The following is a 22,369-nucleotide window of genomic DNA, read 5'->3' as shown; positions in this document are numbered from 1 at the left end:
CTTAAACTGTAATCCTTCTGGGTACGTTTAATGTACGTGGATGTTAATGTTTCTGCCATAACGATTCTTTTTTGTGTATCGCTATTTCAGGACGAGACAATTCAATAATATAAAAGCCTTTTAATCAATGATTAGAAGGTTTTTTTTATATTTGAATTCTACAATTGTTGTAAAATATGAAAAAAATCTACCTTCTGATGTTGGGAACGCTGTTATCCCAACCGTCTTATGGACAAAAACATGATCAAAACATTGAAAAGAAAGGCTTGGTTGAAAAGGAGATGAAATCCTTTGTCAATAAGATGACGGCAGGTAATGTTAATCCCAATACCCTAAATTATGATTTGCAGTACCAGAGAATGGATATCAGTTTAGATCCTGCGGTTAACTTTATTTCAGGATCGGTAACCTCCCATTTCAGGCCTACTCAAAGTATGGGAAGTATCTATTTTGATCTTTCAAATATTTTAACAGTTTCCCAGGTACAATATCATGGCACAAATCTGAGTTTTCAACAGCTCCCAACGAAAGAAGTAAAAATAGATTTTCCGGCTTCCATTCCGGCAAATACACTGGATTCTCTCACCATTCATTATTCAGGAGCTCCGGATCCTGTCTATAACACAGTGATGTTTGGTTCCCAGGGCAGTACTCCCATTGTTTCTACTTTAAGCGAGCCTTATGGTGCGCAGGATTGGTTTCCTACCAAACAAAGCCTGAATGATAAGATTGAACGATTTGATTTTAAAATCAATACTCCAAACAACCCGGTAAACTATAATGTGGCAGCCAACGGAAAGCTGATGTCTGAAACTAATCTTCCCAATGGAAGGAAACTTACATTCTGGCGTACCATGTACCCTACACCCGCTTACCTGATCGCATTGGGTATTACGAATTATATCAAGCTGAATGACACGATCGGAAATCCTCCGTTCCCGTTTGTTAACTATATTTATCCTTCCACCAATTCAAATGCCGCCAGTATGTCTAACATTGAGTGGACAAAACAGATCATGAATACCTTTGAAACCTATTTCGGGGCATATCCTTTCCGGAATGAGAAATATGGTCATATGGAGTATATCAATGGGGGAGGAATGGAACACCAGACGATGTCATCCATGAGCGGATGGAGTAAAACGCTGATTGCTCATGAGCTTGCCCACCAGTGGTTCGGAGACAAGGTAACCTGTGGGGCATGGAATGATATCTGGCTGAATGAAGGGTTTGCCACTTTCGGAGAACATGTGGCTTATGAAAAACTGGTCATGACAAATTCCGAATTTATGAATTATCTGTCCGGGCAGAAAGATCATATAACAAGTAGTATCGGGGGGAGTACCTATGTTCCGGATGCGTGGCTTTCCAATGTGGGAAGAATATTTGATGGAAGATTAACCTATGCAAAAGGAGGATATGTTTTGAGAATGTTAAAGTGGATTTTAGGAGATACCGTTTTTTATCAGGCAGTTAAAGATTATCATGCAAGACCTGATCTGGCTTATAATTATGTGAGAACGGCAGATTTTAATGCCTCATTGCTTCAATCTACCGGAAAAGATTTTACAGAATTTTTTAATGACTGGATTTATGGCGAAGGATATCCCACCTATACAATCAAATGGAGACAAATTGGAGATCAGCTTATATTTAATGTTAATCAGGGCCAAAGCCATCCTTCTGTTAGTTTTTTTGAAATGCCGTTACCTGTAAAAGTAAACGGGACAGGAGGGCAGACGGCTTATCTTATGTTAAATAATACTTCTGATAATCAATATTTTTCCGAAACAGTCTCATTTCCGGTTTCCAGTGTTCAGTTTAATTATGAATATCAGATCCTTGAAAGAAATTCTACCGTTAGTCAGGACAATACTCTGAGTGTTTCTTCGGCTGAGAAGGAAAACTTTGGATTATATCCCAACCCTGCAAAAAATGAGTTGTATATAAAAGGAGTTAACAGAGCAGTATCATATTCTATTTATGCAATAGATGGAAAACTGGTAAGAAGAGGAATGTATCAGCCTGAAAAATCAATTAATATTGCTGAACTTATCCCAGGGGCATATATCATTACAATCAATGATCAGAATATTAAGTTTATTAAATACTAGAATATTAAAGATTTATAAACGGGCTGTAAGCCCGTTTATATTTTTATATGTGTAAACCTTTGCCGGTTTGAAAATCCATTCCTGCTACCTCAGAAATTTATGAGTGAATGATAGGCAGGTGGCTTATAATCATTAATAAAAGATCGGATAAAAAGAATACAGAGGCCGTTCGGGTGACGTTATTGCATATAATAGCTCCATTGTTAAAATTGTAAAGGTTAATATATTTTGGACTTTCAGATGTGAAAGCTTTTTTGTTTTCTGATTGCTTTTCCGGCTTTCCTTCTTGCTTTTTCCTCTTTATGGCAGAACCATTTTTCTTTGAAGAGCCTACGCATTATATTGTCAAAATTCCTGATGAAAACAAGGTTTTTAAACCCTCTCCATTTTTCGGAAAGGGTGGAGGGTAAAGCCCTGACGGAAACGGAATATCCCTGGCTTTCGTATTGAATGTAATGCCACCAACCTGAAGGAATGTAAAGGGTTTCACCGGGATGAAGTATAGCTTCAAAGCCTTTTACATAGCGAAGGGCAGGAAACTTTCTGTAATCGGGGCTTTTAATATTGGCCAGGCTGTGAAAATTATAGGGGAGCCTGTACATCAGATCAGATTGTTCCCAGGGAAAGACCCAGATTCTTTTAATCCCTTCAAATTGGGTAATAAAGACATGGGACATATCAATATCAATATGGTTTCTGGTCACAGATCCTTCTCCTCCAAAAAACATAAATGGAAGCCATTTGACAATTTTGCCATTGGTAACATCATTATAGTGCAAATCATTTTTAAGTTCAGGCTTAAGGGTAAGGAGATTAAATAAAAAGAGACGGTGCTCTGTAGGAGATGTGGTTATCAGGTCCAGATATTCTGAAAAAGAGGTATGTGCAATCGGACTGCTGGCAACCCTGTCCAGAGACTCGAGCTCGCTGCCATAAATATTAACTTTCTGATCACCTGCTATTTTTCTGAAATAATCATAATTCCATTTTTTGAAAGCTGGACTGCCGGGATCTATGAAATCTTCCAGAATAACAGGTTTCCGAGGTTTCATATAGGTGTCAATAAATGTTTTTGAATTTATTTTTTTTACTTTTTCTGCCGGAATCAGTTTCATATTTCTAAAATTTTAAACAAATATAATTATTATCCTACTAAATTAGTAGACTAATAATGTTAAAACTGAAGTCTGTGATCAAATTTTTAGAATTAAACTGAAGAAGGGTTTTAGTTTACGGGCTTTTTAGTAAATTAGCACATCTAAAAAATTACTAAAAATGATCTCTGAAAAATACCTTCAACATTTACAGAATGAACTTCAGAATATTGAGAATGACGGACTTTATAAAAGGGAAAGAATTATTACTTCTCAACAAAGTGCAGAAATTGAAGCGAACGGTAAAAAACTGCTGAACTTCTGTGCGAATAATTACCTGGGACTGTCCAATAACCCTGAAGTGATGAAAGCTTCTCAGGATATGATTGAATCCCACGGCTATGGAATGTCATCTGTACGCTTTATCTGTGGGACACAGGATATTCACAAAGAACTGGAGAAAAAAATTGCAGATTTCTTAGGCCTTGAAGATACCATTCTGTATGCTGCCGCTTTTGATGCTAACGGAGGAGTTTTTGAGCCTTTATTTACAGAAGAGGATGCTATTATTTCAGATGAACTGAATCATGCTTCGATTATTGATGGTGTCCGTTTGTGTAAAGCAGCCAGATACCGTTACAAAAACAATGATATGGCGGATCTTGAAGCTCAGCTGATCGCAGCTTCCGAAAAGAACCACCGTTTTAAAATTATCGTAACAGACGGAGTTTTCTCAATGGATGGTATTGTGGCTAACCTGAAAGGAGTTTGTGACCTTGCTGATAAATATGATGCATTGGTGATGGTGGATGATTCTCATGCAACAGGGTTTATTGGAAAAACGGGCCGCGGAACTCATGAAGCTAATGAAGTAATGGGTAGGGTAGATATCATCACTTCTACATTAGGAAAAGCTTTAGGCGGTGCTTTAGGAGGATTTACTTCCGGTAAAAAAGAGATCATTGATATGCTGAGACAACGTTCAAGACCATACCTGTTCTCTAATTCTTTGGCACCGGGAATCGTAGGGGCAGCTTTGAAAGTATTGGATATGATCTCTGAAGATACTTCCCTTCGTGATAAAGTAATGGAAAATGCAGAGTATTTCAGAACAGAAATGAAAGCTAAAGGATTTGATATTCCTGATGGTGACGCAGCTATTGTTCCGGTAATGCTTTATGATGCTCCCCTTTCTCAGAAAATGGCTGAAAAGCTTATGGATGAAGGAATCTATGTAATTGGATTCTTCTATCCTGTGGTTCCGAAAGGAAAAGCGAGAATCAGAGTACAGCTATCTGCTGCTCATACCAAAGAGCATTTGGACAAAGCGATTGCCGCTTTTGAAAAAGTGGGAAAAGAGTTAGGAGTGATCTCTTAATGGAACTTGAATACCTCTTTAAAAATATAGTCTTCGGCTCGGGGCAGCTTGCTGCCCCGAGCCGAAGTGTTTTTAAATACATACTATCTGATTATATTTTCCGGATCAAAAGAAATTTATTTTTAAAAATTATATAAAAGCTTATCTTTGCTGTTAATTTTTTCTGAATGCTTTATACAATAATCAAAGCGCTGCACATTATTTTTATGGTAAGTTATTTTGCGGGGATTTTTTACCTCGTAAGAATTTTCGTTTACTATAAGGATACTGATGAATTTCCGGAGGAAAAAAAGAAAATTCTGAGGGAGCAGTATACATTTATGGCGAGAAGATTATGGAATATCATTACTGTTCCGGCAGGAGTTATCATGGCGGTTTGCGGACTGGTTATGATTTTTCTGAATCCGGGACTGATGAAAATGCCCTGGTTTCATTTAAAGCTGACATTTCTTATCGGTCTTGCCGCTTATCATTTCTGGTGCTGGAAAAAGGTTCTTCAGCTGAAGACATTAAGCGGGAATACATTAGGGATTCCCAATATCAAACTGAGGCAGGCAAATGAAATTGCTACGTTTATTTTGTTTCTGGTGGTATTTACCGTTATTCTGAAATCCATGGTGATTGAATACTGGTGGCAATTAATTACAGGATTTTTCGTTCTTGTATTTCTGATCATGATGACCGTTAAACTTGTTAATAAAAATAAAAAAAACAAATAATTGTGGAGTAGGATGTATGTACTGATACAGACTGCTTTTTACACTTTACAAGAAAACTATGATTGCAATTTTAAAGAAAGAACTTTGGAGTTACTTTGGAAACTGGAGTGCATGGGTAATTATTGCAGCATTCAGTCTGATCGCGACTCTTTTCCTGTTCTTTTTCGACAACGATTCTAACATCTTTGAGATTGGGATGGCTTCCTTACAGAGCTACTTCGTACTGGTTCCATGGCTGTTAATGTTTATTATTCCGGCTCTTTCTATGAAGACTTTTGCGGAGGAACAGCAAACGGGAACGTTAAACTGGCTTTTTTCACAACCGCTGAAAGTTTCTGAACTGGTAACAGGAAAATTCCTTTCCGTATGGGTTGTTGGTATTTTATGTCTTATACCATCCCTTATTTATCTCTATACAGTGTATGTTTTAGGAGTTCCGGAAGGAAATATAGATCTTGGAATGACATTCGGAAGCTATATAGGGTTAATCATTTTAATTGCAGCATTTTCGGGAGTGGGAATTTTAGCTTCTTCACTATCTCAGAATCAGATTATGGCTTATCTGCTTGGGGTGTTCATGTGTTTTATCATGTACTTCGGAATAGAGCAGCTGGCCAGCTATAAATTATTGGGAGGAGCAGATTTTATACTTCAGAATATTGGTTTCTATCAGCACTTTTTAGGATTTACCAGAGGGCTTATTGATTTTAAGGATATAGCTTATTTCGTTCTCGTAATCGGTGCTTCATTAGTATTATCCAATCATTTTATTAACAAAAAGAAGTAGAAATATGAAGAAGATCAATGCTAAATCTCCGTTGGGAATATTCTTAATTGTTATTATTCCTTTAGTTGTAATCCTGACCTATTCAGGGATCAGGTTAGACCTGACAAAAGAAAAAAGATATACCCTTTCCGATAATACCATTAAAGTACTGGAGTCGGTTAAAAAGCCTCTGACAGTTGAAGTATATCTGGAAGGTGATTTTCCGGCAAGCTTCAAACAGCTTCAGGGAGAGACAAAATTTATGCTGGAGGAATTCAGAAAGATCAATTCGAAAATTGATTTTAAATTTATTGATCCCATTAAAACAAAGATGTCACAGGATACCCTGATGGCTATGGGAATGCAGCCTTCCATCCTTCCGGATGTAAAAGACGGAAAAATCTCACAAATCACTCTTTTCCCGTATGCTGTTTTCAAGTATGACAATAGCGGGGTTTCTATTCCTTTGGTGGTACAGCAGGCCGGCATTGATGCGGACCAGCAGCTTACCAGATCTATTGAAGGTCTGGAGTACAGTCTTGTTTCCAATATTAAGAATATAACTGCCAATAAAAGAAAGAAAATAGGAATTCTGGTAAACCACGATGAACTGAGTCCGGATGAATTCCAGGGGTTTGTTCAGCTGGCAATGGAGAATTATGATGCAGGGCCTATTATTCCTAAAAATCAGACCGAGCTTTCATTGGAAGATGTTCCTTTACTGAAGCAGATGAGTGCTCTGGTTATAGCAAAACCAAGAAAAGCTTTTACTGATAATGAAAAAGTAATTCTTGACCAGTATATTATGAATGGGGGAAAAACCCTTTGGATGATTGATGCAGTAAACGCAGAAATGGATACTTTAACACGATCTAAAAAAGTAATGCCGTTTCCTGTTGATCTTAATATGACGGATTTCTTCTTCAATTACGGGCTAAGGATCAATCCTGCATTGGTAAAGGATGTTAAGAAATTTGCCCTGCTGAGGTTGGTGACAGGAGAGGTGAGCGGAAATCCGCAGTATACGAGTTTACCATGGCCTTATTATCCGCTTGGAATTGCAGAAGATAATAATCCGGTTACCAAAAATATCAATCCTGTAAAATTTGAATTCCCTACTTCCATTGATACATTAGGCGGAAGAAAAAATATTAAAACCAAAGTTCTTTTTGAATCCAGTGAAAGAACATTGTTGAAGCAGGTTCCCAATTATGTAGATCTTAAAGAGATTGCAAGTGTAGACAGCCTGGGGCAAATGGAAAAGCCAAGTACCCCCAAAATATTTGCAGTAGCTTTGGAAGGAAAATTCAATTCTGCATATGCTTCAAGGATTGAAAGAAAATCCTATCCCGGATTCAGAACTGCAAGTCCTGAAAATAAGATGATCGTAATTGCAGACGGGGACGTGGGACGAAATAAAGTGATCAAGGGTAAGCCGCTTCCGTTAGGAGTAGATTTACTGACCAATGAGCAGTTCGGAAATGAACAATTCCTGAGAAATGCACTAGACTATCTTCTGGATGACAGCAATCTGATGGAGTTGAGAAACAGAAATATTGAAGAAAGACTTCTGGACAGACATAGAATTACTGAAGAGAAAACCAACTGGCAGTGGCTGAACTTATTGCTTCCATTGGCGATTATTGGTCTTCTCGGAAGCTTGTTCTTCTGGTTGAGAAAGAAAAAATTCGGATAGAAATAAAAAAATTCCGGAAGAGAAATCTTCCGGAATTTTTTTATCTGTTAATTATTCTTTTAATTTATAGGAAAAGTCAAAAGCTGTAGCTTTTGGATCGACTGCTTCTATTTTTCCAAGTTGTCTTAATTTTTGAAAAGCCTTTTTTACTTTATTAACATCATCTTCACCGCTAATTTCTCTAACAGCTCTATTTGTTATAGTTTTAGAGTAGTCTGAACCTAAATATTTTAGAATAGTATCTTCAAGCGATGCGATCTTTTTATGTTTAATTGTTATTCTAACTGAATTACCAACTTCTTCAATTATAGGTTCGATAAGACCATACTTTTTCATTTCGTTTCTTGCTGTATCTAAGCCCTCACCAATGTCATGATTAAGGGGATTGGGTAAATTGTGAAGAAGCCTAACCAAGTTTGGATTTCTTGAAAAGCGTTCTTCATAGATATTATTAGTAGTTATATAGCCTGGTAGTTTTCCAGGGCTGATGATTTCAATTCTGTTATCAAATATTTTAACATGGATATCATCATTTAGGCTATAGTCTCTATGAACTACAGCATTGACTAAAATCTCATGGATTGCTTTGCTAGGATAATTTAGTTTTTCAAGCTCTCCATCAATAGTTACAGTTGAATCCTTTAATAAATCATGAACTTCTTTAATTGCATTTATTATTTGACTTTCAATTGGTCCATTGATTGTTTTTGGGTCGGTTTTAAGTTGTTCTCGTTTATACTCTGATTCATTTGTCAATAAACGATAAACTTTAATAGCACAACGTGTGTCTAATGTAGCTTGAGGTTCATCGTCGAACATTAAAACACAGGCTACATTTGGTTTAAATTCACTATCTTTTTTAGTAATTAACCTCTGCTTTCTCAAGAAAACTTCTTCTTCAAGATTTGATGAAACCCTTTGCATATAATTTTTTAATAAGTCGCCTCCTAAATAATCAGAAAGCTCAGCTATTTCGACGGGTTGTTTTTCATAAACAAAAGCACCTTTAGCATATCCAAGTTGAGTTATTCTTTCGCCTTTTATTTTTTCCTTTCTTGCATTAATCCTTATAAAGCAGTCTCCATTTGCACAATAATGGACTTTTGGACTTTTAGGAATATCAATGTGTAAAACAAATCCTTTTGAATCAAAGTTTATAAATTCAATTTCAACATTTTCAACTGTTGGATTGGTTAGCTCAAGTAATGTATGTAGAATATCATTAGCATCTTCTTTTGTTGAAAAACCTGCTATCCTTTCTCCTGTAAATTTTTTATCTTCTACTCCTAACCATATTTCACCTCCATCAGAGTTAGCGAAAGCAACAAATGTTTCTTGCAATTTTGAAGGGGCTATCGCCTTACTTTTTATATCTTGAAAGTGATCTTCTTCAATTGCTAAGAGTTTAGATTCTTCTCCAGAAGATAAGTTTCTTGTATTCATAGTTTTGTCTTTTTTCAAATATAAAAAACAAAAAGAGAAACTTTACGGTTTCCCTTCAAATCTACTGTTTTTTTACGATTTATTCTTCCAATACAGGAATAAGATGCTCCCAGTTCAGCTGTTTTGCATAATCCAGAGCTGTTTTTCCTTTTTTAGACCGGATGTTTTTATCAGCACCTGCTTCCAAAGCAACCTGCACAGTGGTTAAATTTCCTGCAATCGTTTCTTTGTGAAGAATTGTCAGCCCATATTCATCGGCTTGTGTAAGCTCATCCGGATACTGTTGTAAAAACTTTGCAAATTCCTCTTTCATATTTTTACTCATAGGATGCTCAATCAGATTTTCCGGATTTTCTTTCTGGTTATTCACCACAAGTATATCATTGAAGTCTCCGAAATCAAGCTGCCAGGCATTATCATGTTCTTTTCTTTCCGCATCAGACATGTCAGCACGCATTTTCTGAATAGTAAATCCTCCGTAGGCTTTTGGAAGTAGAGTCGAAGAAGCTGAAAACAGCCTGGAAAGTCCTTTAGGTTTCTGTACACTCGGAGTGATGGCAAAAAGCCAGTCAGTGATATTGTGTAAAGGAATTTCAACATAATCACCAACCTGTATGTTTTTAAGGCTGTTAGGTTCATTGATAAGATATCCTCTTACATGATCCCCGTCAAAAAATACTTCATTGATCCACATGTGTTCTACCAGGCTTTCCCCGGTTTCTTCATCCTGCTCTTCAAAAGCAGTTTTAACACATGATACATTAAGGCCCGGAATAATTCTTCTGTATTCCCAGGATTGTTCACGCCAGAAATACTTAAAAGTTTCCTGTGCTCTTTTGTAAGCTTCAATCATTTGCGGATCATTTCCGTCTGCAAAAAAAATCAGATTGTCTTCCATTTAATAATTTTAAGATGCGATGTAAAATTATGGATTATTGCTGATAAGACTCCTTGGGAAGTAAGGTGGCAGTTTTGTAATAGCTGATGTCAGTGGGTATTTGTGCCTGAAGATCCTGGAAAGTGTCATAGTCATATTGTATCCAGTTTTCTTCATGGTCGGGATCCGGAGTTTTATCAACAGCCAGTTCAAGTTTTCCATCTTCCTGATAGCTGCATTCTATTGCTGCATATTTTTCACCGTTTTTGTCGTTGGTATACCAGCATTTTATAGTTCTTTCGAGTTGCGGCTCGTGGGTTTCATTATCGATGACCTGTGAACAGATGAAGTTTTCGGGGTCATCCTTTTTGAAAACAGTTCTAGAAATTAAGGGGAGATCATCTACAGATAAGGAGTACAATTTATTGGTCGTAATAATAAAATCATTTACGAACTCTCTTTTCTCGATATCAAAAAAATCTGATTTTTCTTTCAGGTAATCAAAAACCTGATTCTCATCTTCTCCCTCACTTATGAAATAATTGATGTTATAAATGTTATCCTCACTTATAAACTCAATTTCTTTTAACAGGTCTGAATCTTTTTCATAATAATAAAGATGGTATTCATCCTGTTTCACAGCAGTTCCTTTGGAGATAATTTCTCCAAAAATGTTTTTGTACACTTTTTTCATTTTCAATCATATTAATTCGTTCCATATATTAGTTTTAAGTAGTGGTAAGCAAATATAAGTTTCTTTTTTATTTTATAGTTATAGGTAAAATGGTAATTATTTCGTAAGGATTTTAAATGTCCTTTATAAAATCCTCATATTCGAGATAAAATCTTTCAAATCCTTCCATTTTGTCGACAAAAAATTCAAAAATTTCTTGCCATGTATTTTTATTGAAAATTGAAACTCCCTGTTTATCAACCCAAATCCTGCTGATTACCTTTCCATTTTCAAGTGTAAAATATTCTTCCTTTTGGAAATCACCGATGAAATCTTTAAGAATATCTTCCAAAGACCATATTTTTTCATAATATGCACTTCGAAAGAGCTCATCCTTCATTTCAATGTCTAGAGAAACTTCTGCTTTCTTATTATCTGCTGAAAATTTGAATGATAAATCCTTAACTTTAGTATCATATAAAATCCATTTTCTTGGAAATGATTTTCCAAAAGCGGTCCAAAACTCTTTTTTTAATTGCTGTGCTTCTTGTTTACTGAACATATAGCAAACATAATGATTTAATAGGAAAAATTCAAAAGGGGTGGTGTGGTAAATTCATTTATTGACACTTTGGTATTCTGATCTTTGCTTTACCACTTTGTATTATACATATTAAACAATTTTTGTATTTTTGCTGTAATGCTTTCAAAAAAATCTCAATATGCTTTTAAAGCGCTTTCATATCTTGTAGAAAAAAGGAATGAGGGCCCGATTCTTATTTCCGAAATAGCGGAACACAAAAAGATTCCTTTAAAGTTTTTAGAAAATATCCTGCTTGAACTTAAAAAGGCTGATATTCTGGACAGCAAAAAAGGAAAAGGTGGAGGATATTTTTTTAAAGAAAAACCCGAAAATGTAAAACTGGCAAAGATCATCAGACTGGTAAATGGTCCTATTGCCATGCTTCCCTGCGTGAGCCTTAATTTTTATGAAAAATGTGAAGATTGTAACGAAGATCATTGCGGATTACATGATGTACTTATTGAAGTCCGGGATGCTTCACTGAATATTCTTGAAAAGAAAACTTTAATGGATCTGGTAGACTAACCCGGTCCTTTTTTTTGATTTGTTAGTCTACTTATTTGGTAGGATAATATTTTTATTAGATATTTGCATAACTTCAAATGAATAAATTATGATTTCAAAAGAAGATGCAGATCTGTTACAACCAGCTGTACCATTAGCTTTTATCCATTTCAGAAACTACAGAAAACTGTCAGACAATAGAGGAGCCTCTCCAAAGGCTCATATAAAAACCAATAATTCTGTGGTATGGTAATTTCAAGAAAAATTCAGGTCAGGCTTAATGTACTTTTTATAACCCTTGCCATATTGCTTATTATAGTTTTTTCTATGTATGAGCTTGGATATCTGGAGGAACTTCTTACAATTCTGGCAAAAGATAATTATATCTTTTACTGGATGCTTCTGGTAGGTGTTTTTGCTGAAATTGTAGCCGGATCTATGGGAATGGGATATGGTGTAATTTGTACAACCACCCTTATGTTCCTTAATATTCCACCTCATATAGTAAGCGCCAGCATTCATTCCGCGGAAAGCTTCACTACAGCAGCGGGAAGCGTAAGCCATATCAGACTCAGAAATGTAAGTAAGAGCCTGGTAAAAAAACTGGCAGTTCCCGCGGTCATCGGTGCTGTTATTGGTGCTGTTTGCCTCACGTACCTGGGAGAATATTACGCTAAAATCACCAAAACCATTATTGCTTTTTATACACTATATCTCGGTTTTCAGATATTGTCAAATGCATTTAAAGAAAAGCAGAATAAAGCACTTAAAAGAAAAACCAATTTAACAAGGCTTGGGGTGATAGGAGGCTTCATCGATTCTTTTGCAGGAGGCGGATGGGGGCCGCTGGTAACCGGAACTTTGATCAAAAATGCCTTTACCCCGAGATTTGCAGTAGGTAGTTCTACAGTGGCCAAGTTTATACTGACCATAACAGCAGCTGTTACTTTCTTTTTTACCCTGGGTATTCAGCACTGGAATATCATTCTGGGACTGTTAATAGGAGGAATTCTTACTGCTCCTTTTTCTGCAATGCTTACCGCAAAGCTTCCGGTCAGGAAAATGTTTATTGTGATCGGGCTGCTTGTTATTGTAATGAGTTCCATAACTATTTACAAATCAGTGATCAGTTAGAAAAAGATGCTTAGTGTGGAAAAATAAAAGAAGTAAAAACAAATTTGGTTTTGAAAATATTTTACTTTTACATCATTAAATAATGAAACATGAATTTACATATCATTGCACTTTTTAAGTTTAATGAAAATTACCTGATGGAAGCGGTAGAGCTTTTTCAGAAACTTGTGAAAGAAACAAGAAAAGAAGAGGGGTGTTTACAGTATGACCTTATTGAAGATAAAGACAATAAAGGAACCTTTTTTCTGATTGAGCTTTGGGAGAGTGTGGAGCATCATAACAGGCATAATGGTCAGGATCATTTGCTGGATTTCCGTAAAGATGCTTCCAGAATGATGGAAAGTACGGTAGAAGTGTATAAAGGATTTAAGATCTATTAGTATAAAAGGCGGTTTCAGAATATTGAAGCCGCCTTTTTATTAGAAAAAATAGAAAGTATTAAAATAAATTATTTCACGATAAGCTTTTTCGTTTCAGAGTTTCCTCCATAGGTTATTTTTACCATATAGCTTCCCGGAGTGAGATTGGATAAGTTCATATCTTGCTTATAGAAGCCTGTCTGATTGGTAAGTTCAGCCGAGTACACCTTTTTTCCGGTGAGGTCATATACCTCTACATTTCCTTTATTATTGGCTTTTTCCTTAATATCAAATAAAACAGTTACCTTTTTATCCGCTGGTGCCGGATTCGGATAAATGCCAAAAGAAGCTTTTTTTCCTATTTCCGTTACTCCCAGGGTAGCGGTTATTTTTTTGTATTTGAAGTACATGTCTCCGGTTGTGGTCCCTCCGTTTGTAATAAAGTACATTCTGTAGTAATCATTTCCTTTCTTAATATAGTAGACTACATCATTTTTCACCGTTCCTATTCCTTTCCATGAATGACCTATCGTTGTAATATTTGATGAAAAGTTAGAAGCGGCAGGTAAGGTATACGCTGCTGTTGCCTGATCTTCCGGCTGCACTTTCGCGACTTTAATATTAGGACTTTGAATGGCTCCTGAAAGAGGATACATCATCACATTGTTATAGAATGTAAAATATTTTGTAAAAACAAAATCCCACGCGCTTTTTGAGGGTTCCAGATTATCCACCTTTGCACCTGTAGTAAATGAGAAATAATTGAAGAAAGCATCATCAGTTCCATTGGCAAGAGTCTTTGTTTCAGTTGCACCCCAGGAAGCTCCGTTCCATTTTGAGTATTTGAAAGTATAGCCTCCAAAGTAATCAATGATGGCAAATTTGATGTAAGTGCCATCCGGATACTGTAAAACGAAAATGATTTTGCCGTCAATGTGATGGGTGATGCCGTTATATTGCCCCCATCCATAAGGTGCTGATCCCTGTTCAAATGCACCATCCTGAAGAGATGTTGTCTGATCCGGATTATAAATAGGTTCTCCCCACGCTGATATATTGGTGATACTGATATTGTCCCAATCGGCAAGATTATTTGATGCTTCATATACTTTAATCTCTTTTGCATCATTAATTCTTGATCCGAAACTCATTGCAGAATTTCTGAAAAATGCGATATCCCAGGTATTAGCCGGTTGGGATATCATATTACCATCCTCAAGGTTAAAGAATACCCTATTTTGATACCCTGCTCCCATGGACATATTGGCTTGTGTATATCCCAATGCATCGGTTTGTGCTACCACCGTCTGTTGAATTGAAAGAACAAACAGCGAAGCCAGTAATAGTTTTGTTTTCATATCTTAATTTTTAATTTATCATCTCATTATTTAGAATGACCTGACAAAAGTATACATATTATTTTTAATAATTCTAAATAAAAATATGATTTTTATCTGTTTTCCTTTTTGATTTAGAATTTTGATTATAAAAAAAGCCGGATAGAAGTAGTCTATCCGGCTTTTAAAGCAAATAAAGACTGATAACCTTACTTTTTTATGAATTTTGATTTGATTGTCTTTCCTTCTGCTGTTTCAATAACAGTATAATAAACGCCGGATTGAAGGGTACTGATGTCAAATTGCTGTCTGTTTAGTTTTCCTTCAGTGGTTTTTTGCCCCAGCGCAGAGTAGATCTGTATCTTCTTAGGATCTTTTTGGGTTACAAATTCAAGTGCCGTGTTATCCGCATTAACTGCAAATTTCACCTCGTTTTCAGATTTTACCTGATCAGCGACACCTAATGTTGAATTGTTATACAGTACATCATCTATCTGTATTGCTGTATGCATGGCACTTCCTGTAATTTTAAATGCAATATACTGATTTGCTGAAACCGGTACGGTAAAAGTGTATTGCGTATTTTCCGGTGTCAGATTAATGATGTTGCCTACAGGTGTAAATGAAGTCATGTCGGTAATACTGTTCACCAGTCCTACCTGTATTGTTCCTGTAGCGCCACTTGCTGATCCGGATGTAATGGCTGCAGTAAAAGCAAGTGTTTTTGTACCATCTGGGGCTACAATTTGTGGAGTTATCAGGTAGCCGGCAGTATTAGGAGCAGAAAAGCTGTAATACTGAACATATTTATTAGTGGTGCCGCTCGCATACACCCAGGGTCCATTAGTTGTATCCTGAACCCTGTTCCAGTTATTTTGCGGCCAAGCAGCTGCGGGTCCGGCAGGTCCTGTTATAAACGATTGGAAGGTCTCATTGATAGAAGCCAGCTGAGCATTGGCTGAAACAGCGGTAAGCATTAAACTTCCCAGAAGTAATTTTAGTTTCATAATTTATTTTTATTTAGAATTATTATACAAAAATATATATTTATTTTTAATGAGTCTAAATAAAGTTTTATATTTGCTGAAAATTTTTCTCAATAGTTATGAAGAAGAAAGTGATTTCCATACTGTCACTATCTGCCATCTGGTGGGTGAATGCACAGGAACAGGATTCTATTAAACAGAAAAAGATAGAAGAAGTTGTTGTTACAGGACAATATACTCAGCAATCCATTAATAAATCCATCTATAAAGTCGAAGTTATTAATGCCGAGCAGATTAAGAATATGGCGGCCACCACTGTTGCCGATGTTCTTAACCAGAGCCTCAATATACTGATCATATCTGACCGTAACTCAGGGAATTCAACAGCAAACTTAATGGGATTAGGAGGAGAATATACAAAAGTATTGATTGATAATATTCCGGTAGTAGGGGATATAGGGCTTGGAAATAATATTGACCTTACTAAACTTAACATCAATAATGTAGAAAGGATAGAGGTTGTAAGAGGCTCAATGGGAGTGGACTACGGAAGCAATGCAGTAGCCGGGGTGATCAATATAATTACCAGAAAAAACAGCCAGAAAAAACTGTCACTTAATGCTTCTGTACAGGAAGAAACAGTAAATAAAGAGTACGACTTTAAGAAAAAAGGAGAAGGAAGACATATTCAATCCCTGAATCTAGGATATAATATTAATGAGAACTGGTTCGTAGGTGCAAATATCAATCATAATGATTTTCAGGGGTTCAAAGGAACACAGGAAGGATATAAATATTTTGAACAGGATGGGAAGAGAGGATATCTGTGGCAGCCAAAAGACGTTCTGAATGTAGACGGAATTTTAAGATATAGTAAAAATAAAACCTCCTTATTTTACAAATTTGGATTTGTAAGCGAAAAATTAAATTATTATAATCCGATTGTAGGAGAGCACTTCTATAGTGTAAATGACAGAACCTATTTTTCTTATGACAGGGATTACCAGACTACAAGATATTTACACCAGCTGAATGTTCAGACCAAGCTTGGGGCTGTCAACTATACAGGTGATTTTTCATATCAGACCCAGGACAGACAGTACAGGGATTTTAAATATGATATCCCGAACAGAAAATTAATCGGGGAAAAAGATGAATATCAATCGTATAATAAAGCAGATGTATTTTATTCAAGAGGTGTATTCAGTAACTTTTTAGACAGTAAAAAGATTGACTTCCAGTTAGGATATGAATTAGACCATACCTCAGGCTTTGCCGGTAATATTGCCGGAAGTTTTAAAGGAACAGATAATATCAAGAGAAAGATCTTTAATTATGCCAACTTTATGTCCGTTGAATGGAATGCCGCTGATTGGCTGTCATTACGTCCCGGATACCGTCTTGCTCTAAGCGATAAATTTGAGGCTCAGCATAACTACTCTTTAACTGCCAGAGTGAAAACTACGGAAAATAATAGCTTCAGACTGGTGGTAGGAAGTGCAAACCGCTTCCCGAATTTTGATGAACTTTATACGTATATGGTAGACAGCAACCATGATATCAGAGGTAACGAAAATTTATCTCCTGAAAAAGGGATAACTGTTTCTTTGAATCAGGAGAAAAAAATAAACACTGATTCAGGATGGCTTTTGGGAATGGGAGCAAGCGCCACTTACCTTAATGTGAGAGACAGGATAGAATCTGTAACCGTGAGCAGACAACCCCTGAAATATCAATATCTGAACCTGGATAAGTTCCAGTCTTATTTGTTTGAGGCTAATTTTAAAGCCCAGAAAAAACATTTTGGATTGGCTGCTAACGTAGCTTATTACGGAATTTCGAAAACTTTAAAAGACGGAGATGTTACTTCCCCGAATGATTTCTTTTATACGCTTGAAGCGAATGCTGCGGTAAATTATATGATTCCTGATATTAATACGACACTTTCCCTTTTTTATAAATATACAGGAAAGACTCAGCAATTTGTTCTTTCTTCCGATTTACAGAACCCAAAATACGAAATTGGAGAAAGAGGGGACTTCCACATGATGAACTTTATTGTGACGCAGCCTTTCTTCAGCCAACACCTGGAAATAAGTCTGGGAATCAAGAATATTTTTGATGTCTCTTCTGTAAGGGATACTACAGTTACCGGAAATGCTCATGAAACTGCAGATCCAAAGATTAATCTTTTCTATGGCAGAAGTTACTTTGCCCGATTAAGCTACAATTTTTAAAATTCTAAAAAATGAAAAAAATACTATTTTATCTTTTATTAGGAATGTTGTTCATATCACAATCCTGTATCAATGATAATGAAGATCCGGTACCGGTAATTCCGTCAGAAGGAGTTTCAGTAAATCCGGATATAAGAGGAGCTGCACAACCGAATCAGGTATGGATAGATTTTAGTGATGTAGATCAGAACGGACAACCCAGACAAACGATCAACAGTAGAACAGACTGGGATCTTGCATTTTATTCTGGTGCTGAATTTAAGGTTATTCTGAATTCATCAATTATGATGGCGGCTGCAAAAATTCCAAACAAATCAGATCTTGAAACGGTAAAGGAAGCTGATGTTACCAGCCTGAAAGAAGTGGTTCGGGTGGCCAATTTTGATCCCGAAAACACAAAATATATTGATGATGTAAAAGGAAATTTTCCATCCGGCTATACTGCCATAGACGAAATAAAAGCTAATGATTCTGAAAATGCCGTTTATCTTGTAAATCTGGGAAAAGAGCTTTATAAGGGAACCATTGCTGTCGGCTCAACAATTACAGGGGGAGATGACAGAGGCTGGATGAAAATACAGATCGTAAGACAGGGAGACGGATATAAAATCAGGTACGGTGAGATTAATGCTGCAGGAGCAGCAATTAAAGAAACGGTTATTAAGAAGAATAGTGCCTATAACTATACTTTTTTTAATTCAAAAACAGGTAAAGAAGTGAATATTCAACCGGAAAAAAATAAATGGGATATCTGTTTTTCGGTATTTACCAATATTATTCCCGGGGCAGGAAGCTATGTTAATGCAGACTTTGTCACCATTAATAATCTGGCGAATGTGGGGGCCTATGAAATCAAAATTACTTCAGGGTCAATGGTTGAAGCGTTTAATAAATTTAAAAGAGAAGATGTAGATAACTCAAAATTAGTGTATAACGAGCAAAGGGTAATAGGAGGAAACTGGAGAGAAGTAGGTCCGTCGGGATCTAAAGTAAAAGGAGATGTATTCTTTATTGTTAAGGATGCTGCCGGAACCTATTACAAATTAAGATTTGTGAAACTTACCGATGATAAAGGTGAAAGAGGTTTCCCGATGTTCCAGTATAAAGCTTTATAAGAAATCAAATAATAGTATATCATGAAAAAATTCATTCTTGCAGCTTCTGTTCTTGTCGCAGTATATTCCTGCAAAAAAGCAGAAACAGGAACAAAAGAAAATACAACAGAAACCAGTTCTGAAGCACCAAAAACGAACAATAAAATAGTGACACTAAACGGAGGAATTACCGAGATCGTAGCTGCTTTGGGACACGAAAAAGAAATCGTAGGAACCGATGTTACCAGTACATATCCAACCTCTTTAAAAGCTACAGCTAAAGACTTGGGTCATATGAGATCGATGACGATTGAGCCGATCATGGCTGTAAACCCAACATTGATTCTTGCTTCTGATAAGGATATCAATCCTGAATTAATGGGGAAAATCAAATCTTCAGGAATTCAAACCGAAGTTTTTAAACAGGAATATACGGTTGAAGGAACTAAAAAACTGATCGAACAGGTTGCAAAAGCGATTGGAAATACAGATTATCAGAAATTAAATGATAAGATTGATGCTGATCTGAAACAAGTACAGCCCATTGCTAAAAAGCCAAAAGTACTGTTCATCTATGCCAGAGGAAATATGTTGATGGTAAGCGGTAAAAATACACCAATGGCTTCATTAATTAACCTTGCGGGCGGAGAAAATGCCGTAACTGATTTTGAAGATTTCAAACCATTGACACCCGAGGCAGTTGTAAAGGCCAACCCTGACGTATTATTCTTCTTCGAAACAGGTTTACAGGGCGCAGGAGGAAATGAAGGAGCCCTTAAAATGCCGGGAGTATCACAAACCAATGCCGGTAAAAATAAGAAAATCATCGCAATGGACGGAGGTTTAGTATCAGGTTTCGGACCGAGACTGGGAGAAGCAGCAGTAGCATTAAACAAACTTTTAATTGAAAACACAAAGTAAACTATACTTTTATCTTATCATAAGTGCGGTACTGCTTGCCATTATAGCAGTGCTGTCACTTAATACCGGAGTTTATGATTTCGGAGGGAATTCCCCGTTCATGATCCTGTGGCAATTTATAAAAGGAGACCCAGGCCTGTCTTTAAGTGATAAATATGTGATCTGGGATGTAAGAGCAGCGAGAATCGTTATGGCCATTTTAATTGGGGGAATGCTTTCCGTTTCGGGGACAAGCCTTCAGGGGCTTTTTAAAAATCCTTTAGCAACAGGAGATTTGATCGGCCTTACATCAGGAGCAACACTGTTGGCGGCTATTGCGATTGTTTTGGGAGGACATTTCAAAGCGTATCTTCCTGAAGCGGTACAGTTTTCACTGGTAGGAATAGCGGCTTTTATTGGTTCTTTTTTATCCATGATGCTGGTGTACAGAATTTCAACAAGTGGAGGAAAAACAAATGTAGTGATGATGCTGCTTACCGGAGTGGCAATAACCGCAATCGGTTTCTCAATTACCGGATTCCTGATTTATATTTCAAAAGATGAACAGCTAAGGGATTTAACCTTCTGGAATCTGGGAAGCCTGGCAGCTGCCACATGGACAAAGAATTTTATTCTGGCCGTTGTAATGATTATAGCTTACATCATTTTATTACCCAAAGGAAAAGCTCTGAATGCCATGATGCTGGGAGAAAAAGATGCACAGCATCTGGGAATTAATGTAGAAAGACTGAAAAAGCAGATCATTATCACAGTAGCTTTAATGGTGGGGACATGCGTAGCATTTTCAGGAACTATTGGTTTTGTAGGATTGATTGTACCTTATATTTTAAGGCTTTTATTCAAATCCGATAATACCTTTATCCTGCCTTTATCAGCAATGTGTGGAAGCATTTTGCTGCTGACGGCAGATACATTCAGCAGAAGTATTGTGGCGCCGTCTGAACTTCCGATCGGAATCCTGACAGCGCTGATGGGAGGACCTATTTTTATCGCTATTTTGGTTAAATTTAAAAAATCACTGTAATGATCAAGGCACACCAGATTAATTATAAACATAAAGAATTCCGTATCCTGGATGGAGTAGATGTCTCCCTGGAATATGGCGAATTTTTAGCCATTGTAGGTCCGAATGGAGCAGGGAAGTCAAGTCTTCTGAGTGTTCTGGCAGATGAAGTGAAATCCGGAAAGCAGAAAGTATTATTTAAAAATAAGCCTATTCAGGAATGGAATGTGAAGGAGCTTTCAAAACATAAGGCAAAATTTTCACAGCACAACAGCAATGATATTCCGCTTGATGTAAAAGATGTCGTTATGATGGGAAGGTATCCTTATTTTGATGCCCAGCCCGGAAAAGAAGATCTTGAAGCGATGAATAATATGCTCTATGAAACCGATATTTTTCATTTGAAAGACAGAGACTATAATTCTTTGTCAGGAGGTGAAAAACAACGGGTACATCTTTCCAGGGTAATGGCACAATTACAGAATGAAATTGTTCATAAACTGGTTTTCCTGGATGAACCGCTGAATAATTTAGACATCAAACATCAGTATAAAGCGTTGGAAATCATCAAAAAATTCACAAAAAAAGCCAACAGTGCCATTGTTGTTTTGCATGATCTGAACCTTGCTGCTCAATTTGCAGACAAGATTTTATTAATGAAATCAGGAAAAGTTTCCGCGTATGGAACTCCGGAGGAAGTTTTCACGGCAGAAAATATCAGTAAAGCCTACAACTTTCCGTGTACCATCTGCGGCCATCCTATTACGAATAACCCAATGATCATTTTTGGATAACCATGGAAAAAGAAGAACTCAAAATCCTCGCACAGAATCTTGCCAATCCCCGGGGAGAAAAAGGCATCGAGATTGGTGAAATGATGAATGCCACTAACATCAGTATGACGTTAGAAAGTATCAGAACACTTTTGATAGATGACGGCCAGCAAATCCTTGAAATAGGGCACGGAAATGCCGGACACCTGAAAAGTATGATGAACCTTGCCAAAAACCTCAGGTACATAGGAATTGATATTTCTGAAACCATGCACAACGAAGCCAAAAGGCTCAATAAAGAATTTGAAAGTCAGGCAGAATTTGTGTTGTATGAAGGAAAAAAGCTTCCTTTTCAGGATGAGACCTTCGATAAAATATTTACAGTCAACACTGTGTATTTCTGGGAAAATCCGGTGGATTTTTTAAATGAAATCTACAGGGTTTTGAAAGATAACGGAACGTTCGTTCTTACATTCGGGCAAAGAGAGTTCATGGAAAAATTACCGTTTACGGAATTTGATTTCACCTTGTACAGCAACAGCGAAATGGAAGAACTAATCTCCAAAAGCCATTTCAAAAGAATGAAAACTTCTGAAAAAGAAGAAGAAATAAAAAGTAAAACAGGAAACGAAACCATACGAAGAATATATACAATTTTAACCATAAAAAAGTAAAGTA

The 22,369-nt window shown here is 36.6% G+C and carries 22 protein-coding genes; 15 read left to right on the top strand and 7 right to left on the bottom strand.

The window, feature by feature from the left end:
- Nucleotides 1-176: 176 nt before the first annotated feature.
- Nucleotides 177-2,114: a M1 family metallopeptidase gene (locus tag DRF59_RS19705; RefSeq protein ID WP_115964172.1), complete on the top strand. Its 1,938-nt coding sequence runs from the start codon at nt 177-179 to the stop codon at nt 2,112-2,114.
- 236 nt (nt 2,115-2,350) lie between these two features.
- On the opposite strand, the gene DRF59_RS19700 is transcribed toward DRF59_RS19705, so the two are convergent.
- Complete coding sequence (locus tag DRF59_RS19700; protein ID WP_115964170.1) at nt 2,351-3,229, bottom strand: cupin-like domain-containing protein; 879 nt, start codon at nt 3,227-3,229, stop codon at nt 2,351-2,353.
- A gap of 160 nt (nt 3,230-3,389) precedes the next feature.
- On the opposite strand from DRF59_RS19700, the gene kbl reads away from it, so the two are divergent.
- The 4 genes from kbl to gldG all read left to right on the top strand — a co-directional run bounded on the left by kbl (nt 3,390) and on the right by gldG (nt 7,767).
- Nucleotides 3,390-4,586 carry a glycine C-acetyltransferase gene (gene kbl, locus DRF59_RS19695; RefSeq protein ID WP_115964168.1) on the top strand — a complete coding sequence of 399 codons (1,197 nt, stop codon included), beginning with the start codon at nt 3,390-3,392 and terminating at the stop codon, nt 4,584-4,586.
- Nucleotides 4,587-4,753: 167 nt separating this feature from the next.
- Complete coding sequence (locus tag DRF59_RS19690; RefSeq protein ID WP_115964166.1) at nt 4,754-5,305, top strand: CopD family protein; 552 nt, start codon at nt 4,754-4,756, stop codon at nt 5,303-5,305.
- Between the two features lie 58 nt (nt 5,306-5,363).
- Nucleotides 5,364-6,092, top strand: coding sequence for an ABC transporter permease (locus DRF59_RS19685; RefSeq protein WP_115964164.1), 729 nt, complete (start codon nt 5,364-5,366; stop codon nt 6,090-6,092).
- A gap of 4 nt (nt 6,093-6,096) precedes the next feature.
- Nucleotides 6,097-7,767 (top strand): gliding motility-associated ABC transporter substrate-binding protein GldG, encoded by a 1,671-nt coding sequence (gene gldG, locus DRF59_RS19680; RefSeq protein WP_115964162.1) that lies wholly within the window; start codon nt 6,097-6,099, stop codon nt 7,765-7,767.
- Between the two features lie 51 nt (nt 7,768-7,818).
- Here the strand turns inward: gldG and DRF59_RS19675 are convergent, their stop codons facing one another.
- The 4 genes from DRF59_RS19675 to DRF59_RS19660 all read right to left on the bottom strand — a co-directional run bounded on the left by DRF59_RS19675 (nt 7,819) and on the right by DRF59_RS19660 (nt 11,322).
- The gene (locus DRF59_RS19675; protein WP_115964160.1) at nt 7,819-9,210 is read right to left on the bottom strand and encodes an ATP-binding protein; all 1,392 of its coding nucleotides are present in this window, start codon (nt 9,208-9,210) and stop codon (nt 7,819-7,821) included.
- 79 nt (nt 9,211-9,289) lie between these two features.
- Complete coding sequence (locus tag DRF59_RS19670) at nt 9,290-10,108, bottom strand: DUF2314 domain-containing protein (RefSeq protein ID WP_115964158.1); 819 nt, start codon at nt 10,106-10,108, stop codon at nt 9,290-9,292.
- 34 nt (nt 10,109-10,142) lie between these two features.
- Entirely contained in the window at nt 10,143-10,781 is a 639-nt protein-coding gene (locus tag DRF59_RS19665) for a hypothetical protein (protein ID WP_115964156.1), read from the bottom strand.
- 112 nt (nt 10,782-10,893) lie between these two features.
- The gene (locus tag DRF59_RS19660; protein ID WP_115964154.1) at nt 10,894-11,322 is read right to left on the bottom strand and encodes a DUF4268 domain-containing protein; all 429 of its coding nucleotides are present in this window, start codon (nt 11,320-11,322) and stop codon (nt 10,894-10,896) included.
- A gap of 138 nt (nt 11,323-11,460) precedes the next feature.
- Between DRF59_RS19660 and DRF59_RS19655 the strand changes: the two genes are divergently transcribed.
- The 4 genes from DRF59_RS19655 to DRF59_RS19645 all read left to right on the top strand — a co-directional run bounded on the left by DRF59_RS19655 (nt 11,461) and on the right by DRF59_RS19645 (nt 13,361).
- Nucleotides 11,461-11,868 carry an RrF2 family transcriptional regulator gene (locus DRF59_RS19655; protein WP_115964152.1) on the top strand — a complete coding sequence of 136 codons (408 nt, stop codon included), beginning with the start codon at nt 11,461-11,463 and terminating at the stop codon, nt 11,866-11,868.
- Nucleotides 11,869-11,956: 88 nt separating this feature from the next.
- Nucleotides 11,957-12,100, top strand: coding sequence for a hypothetical protein (locus tag DRF59_RS20845; protein WP_157967478.1), 144 nt, complete (start codon nt 11,957-11,959; stop codon nt 12,098-12,100).
- The gene (locus DRF59_RS19650; RefSeq protein ID WP_115964150.1) at nt 12,094-12,981 is read left to right on the top strand and encodes a sulfite exporter TauE/SafE family protein; all 888 of its coding nucleotides are present in this window, start codon (nt 12,094-12,096) and stop codon (nt 12,979-12,981) included. Before DRF59_RS20845 ends, DRF59_RS19650 begins: the two co-directional genes overlap by 7 nt.
- A gap of 89 nt (nt 12,982-13,070) precedes the next feature.
- The gene (locus DRF59_RS19645; protein WP_115964148.1) at nt 13,071-13,361 is read left to right on the top strand and encodes a putative quinol monooxygenase; all 291 of its coding nucleotides are present in this window, start codon (nt 13,071-13,073) and stop codon (nt 13,359-13,361) included.
- Nucleotides 13,362-13,429: 68 nt separating this feature from the next.
- On the opposite strand, the gene DRF59_RS19640 is transcribed toward DRF59_RS19645, so the two are convergent.
- Together DRF59_RS19640 and DRF59_RS19635 are read right to left on the bottom strand one after the other, a co-directional pair.
- Complete coding sequence (locus DRF59_RS19640; RefSeq protein ID WP_115964146.1) at nt 13,430-14,698, bottom strand: T9SS type A sorting domain-containing protein; 1,269 nt, start codon at nt 14,696-14,698, stop codon at nt 13,430-13,432.
- 188 nt (nt 14,699-14,886) lie between these two features.
- Nucleotides 14,887-15,684 carry a T9SS type A sorting domain-containing protein gene (locus DRF59_RS19635; protein ID WP_115964144.1) on the bottom strand — a complete coding sequence of 266 codons (798 nt, stop codon included), beginning with the start codon at nt 15,682-15,684 and terminating at the stop codon, nt 14,887-14,889.
- Between the two features lie 98 nt (nt 15,685-15,782).
- On the opposite strand from DRF59_RS19635, the gene DRF59_RS19630 reads away from it, so the two are divergent.
- The 6 genes from DRF59_RS19630 to DRF59_RS19605 are packed head-to-tail and all read left to right on the top strand — an operon-like array spanning nt 15,783 to nt 22,365.
- Nucleotides 15,783-17,900: a TonB-dependent receptor plug domain-containing protein gene (locus tag DRF59_RS19630; RefSeq protein WP_115964142.1), complete on the top strand. Its 2,118-nt coding sequence runs from the start codon at nt 15,783-15,785 to the stop codon at nt 17,898-17,900.
- A gap of 11 nt (nt 17,901-17,911) precedes the next feature.
- On the top strand, nt 17,912-19,015 hold the full coding sequence (locus DRF59_RS19625; protein WP_115964140.1) for an HmuY family protein: 1,104 nt from the start codon (nt 17,912-17,914) through the stop codon (nt 19,013-19,015).
- A gap of 21 nt (nt 19,016-19,036) precedes the next feature.
- A complete protein-coding gene (locus DRF59_RS19620; RefSeq protein WP_115964138.1) occupies nt 19,037-19,915 on the top strand; it encodes a heme/hemin ABC transporter substrate-binding protein in 879 nt (292 codons plus the stop codon).
- Entirely contained in the window at nt 19,899-20,939 is a 1,041-nt protein-coding gene (locus DRF59_RS19615) for a FecCD family ABC transporter permease (RefSeq protein ID WP_115964136.1), read from the top strand. The genes DRF59_RS19620 and DRF59_RS19615 overlap by 17 nt, the downstream gene beginning before the upstream one ends.
- Nucleotides 20,939-21,712 carry a heme ABC transporter ATP-binding protein gene (locus DRF59_RS19610; RefSeq protein ID WP_002980574.1) on the top strand — a complete coding sequence of 258 codons (774 nt, stop codon included), beginning with the start codon at nt 20,939-20,941 and terminating at the stop codon, nt 21,710-21,712. Before DRF59_RS19615 ends, DRF59_RS19610 begins: the two co-directional genes overlap by 1 nt.
- Before the next feature lie 2 nt (nt 21,713-21,714).
- A complete protein-coding gene (locus DRF59_RS19605; RefSeq protein WP_115964134.1) occupies nt 21,715-22,365 on the top strand; it encodes a class I SAM-dependent methyltransferase in 651 nt (216 codons plus the stop codon).
- Nucleotides 22,366-22,369: the final 4 nt, after the last annotated feature.

This window comes from Chryseobacterium flavum, from assembly GCF_003385595.1.
Taxonomy (GTDB): Bacteria; Bacteroidota; Bacteroidia; order Flavobacteriales; family Weeksellaceae; genus Chryseobacterium; species Chryseobacterium flavum.
The sequence above is the reverse complement of the archived record's forward strand: the minus strand, read 5'-3'. Positions and strand labels throughout refer to the sequence as shown.